Here is a 2,410-nt window from a genome sequence, read left to right as displayed (position 1 = left end):
CGAGACGGCCAAGCCCTACCGCTGGACCTACGAGGGCACCCCGCTCAAGGCAGCCTGATCAACACCCTCCACGAACTTCCGCGGAGCAGCACTAGGTCTGGATGACCCGGCTGCCCACACCGGCCTGGATGGCGATGATGCCGATGCTGTGCGCGACCATGTCGTGCAGCTCCCGTGCGATCCGCAGCCGTTCGGCGGTCACGGCCTCGGCCACCTCCTGCGAACGCAGCGCCACCGCGTGCTCGCGGCGCTCGCGACTCAGCAGACCGGCCATGCAGGATGCGGCCATCGCCAGGAGGGCGATCACCCCGTTGACGGTCAGGTTGTCCCCGTGCGCGAAGCCGCCGATCACCAGGAGTTGCACGGCGACAGACACTGCCACGGCAACAATCGAAGCCCGCCGTGCGCAGGTGGCGACGACGAAGCCCAGGACGAGGTCCGCCGCCAGATACGACAGGAACTGTCCCTGATACGAAGCCGCCAGGCCCTCATGGACGGAGCCCGGAGTGCCCACCACCACAGCAGTGGATCCGAGAGTGCCATTCCCAGAGCCAGCAGCGGCATCCGTCGCGCCACGCCGACGAGCAGGCTCACGGCCAGCAGCGACCCGACGGCGTGGACCCGCGGACCGGATCGGAGCGCTCGCCTTCGAGAACCGCATCCGGCTGGACGAGCTGACCACCCGTACCGCCTCGCTGGAGGCGGCCTTCATGGAACTGACCGCCGACAGCGTCGAATACCTGGCAGGACAGCCCCGATGACCACACTCGCCTCCGCCTCCCCGGCCACCCACGTCGCCGGGCCGCCCACCCGCTTCCGCGACCTGCTCGCCTCCGAGTGGATCAAGATGCGGTCCCTGCGCTCCACCCTGTGGACGATCGGCCTCACCCCCCTGTGCGTCCTCGGGTCCGCCGCCGTGGCCACGCTGGCGGACAAGGCCGCGGACTCCGGCCCCCCTGATTTCCTGCCCTTCGACGCCTACCCGGCGGCCGGCTACTGGATGCTGATGCTCGTCGCCAGCAGCATGGGCGCCCTCACCGTCGTGAGCGAGTACAGCAGCGGGCTGATCCGCACCACCACCGTGGCTGTCCCGGCCCGCGGCTCGGTCGTGCTGGCCAAGGCGGCCGTCACCGCCGTGCTGTGGACCGCGGTCGGTACGGCCGCCTCCACCGGTTCCTTCCTGGTCTCCCAGGCCATCCTGGACGGGCACCATGCCGGCGTTCCGATCACCCACCCCGGGGTGTTCCGGGCCTGGGTGGCATCCGCGTTGCTGGCTCCAGTCTGCGCCCTGGTCGGTCTGGGCCTCGGCGTTCTGCTCCGGCATGCCGCCGGGACCATGGTCACCAGCGTCTTCACCCTGCTGATGCTGCCCACCATGTTCTCGGAGAGCAACCGCTGGTCGGCAGACATCAAACACGCACTGGTGTCGGCCGCCTGGAATCGCCTGGTCCAAACCTGGGAGCCGGAACCCGGATCCCTGGGCTACACCGCCACGGTCCCCGGATCCTGGATCGTGTACACGCTCTGGCCGCTGATCACGGTCGCACTCGCCGTTCTCGTCGTGAGGCGCCGCGACGTGTGAGTGTGTCCGCCCGGCTGCCAACCGATGTCACAAATCGAGTCGCTGGCTCGTCATCCAGAAGAACGGCATCCCACGACGGAGTGCCCAGCAATACTATTCCCCACAGAAGCGGAGAAAACGTGTTCGCCGCCTACGTCACGGTCACCATCCTCGGTGCGCTCTTCAACGGTGCCGCCGCCGTCACCTACCTGATCGGCCACGAATACCCCAAGACCCAGGCGGACATGAAGGGCGTGCCCCGGAAGTGGGTACCGGTGCTGGGCATGCTGCTGGCAGCGGGCACCGTGGGGCTGCTGGCCGGGCTCGCCGTGCCGCTCCTGGGGACCCTCGCCGCCTCTGGCCTCGTGCTGTACTTCATCGGCGCAATCATCGCCCACCTGCGGGTGGGCTCCCGCGACATCGTAGGCGGGATCGTGTTCCTCTCCACCGCGGCGGCCGCCCTGGCTCTGGGCCTGGTCTACCACGGCCCCTGGTAACCCGCGGGCCCAGAAGTTCCGCGCCCGTCACCACGGCGGCCGTCGCCTTGCTCCCTGCCCCGCTGACCCGCCAGATCACGCCCTCGAACTGCTGTCGGAGCCGTGCGGGGCACGGGCCGAACGCGCCGATCGGCAGGTGCGGCTCGATCAACTCGCAGTCCATGTCTGGCAGTTGCACTCTCGTCACGCAAAATGATGCACCGGATCAGTCCCCGCCGCGAAGGGGAATCCCGCAGATTGATCACAACCCGATACGCGCGCTAGTACTCCAGCAGTACTTCGTGGCTTGACCTGGGGAAGCGTCGAGCGGTGGGAGTGTAGCGGGCAGGATGCCGTCACGGACGGCTTCTGC

The 2,410-nt window shown here is 68.6% G+C and carries 3 protein-coding genes; 2 read left to right on the top strand and 1 reads right to left on the bottom strand.

Annotation, left to right across the window (positions count from 1 at the left end):
* Positions 1–91 precede the first annotated feature (91 nt).
* Complete coding sequence (locus tag ACWCP0_RS41985) at positions 92–382, bottom strand: histidine kinase (RefSeq protein WP_451083965.1); 291 nt, start codon at positions 380–382, stop codon at positions 92–94.
* 375 nt (positions 383–757) lie between these two features.
* Between ACWCP0_RS41985 and ACWCP0_RS41980 the strand changes: the two genes are divergently transcribed.
* The gene (locus ACWCP0_RS41980) at positions 758–1,582 is read left to right on the top strand and encodes an ABC transporter permease (RefSeq protein ID WP_451083964.1); all 825 of its coding nucleotides are present in this window, start codon (positions 758–760) and stop codon (positions 1,580–1,582) included.
* A 119-nt stretch (positions 1,583–1,701) separates the two neighbouring features.
* Entirely contained in the window at positions 1,702–2,058 is a 357-nt protein-coding gene (locus ACWCP0_RS41975) for a DoxX family protein (protein WP_351225702.1), read from the top strand.
* Positions 2,059–2,410: the final 352 nt, after the last annotated feature.

This window comes from Streptomyces sp. NPDC001970, assembly GCF_053594115.1.
Note: the sequence above shows the minus strand (reverse complement) of the source record. Positions and strands in the feature narration are given on the sequence as shown.

Coding starts and splice junctions, on each gene's coding strand:
- ACWCP0_RS41980 (WP_451083964.1), top strand. CDS start 758: ATGACCACACTCGCCTCCGCCTCCCCGGCCACCCACGTCGCCGGGCCG.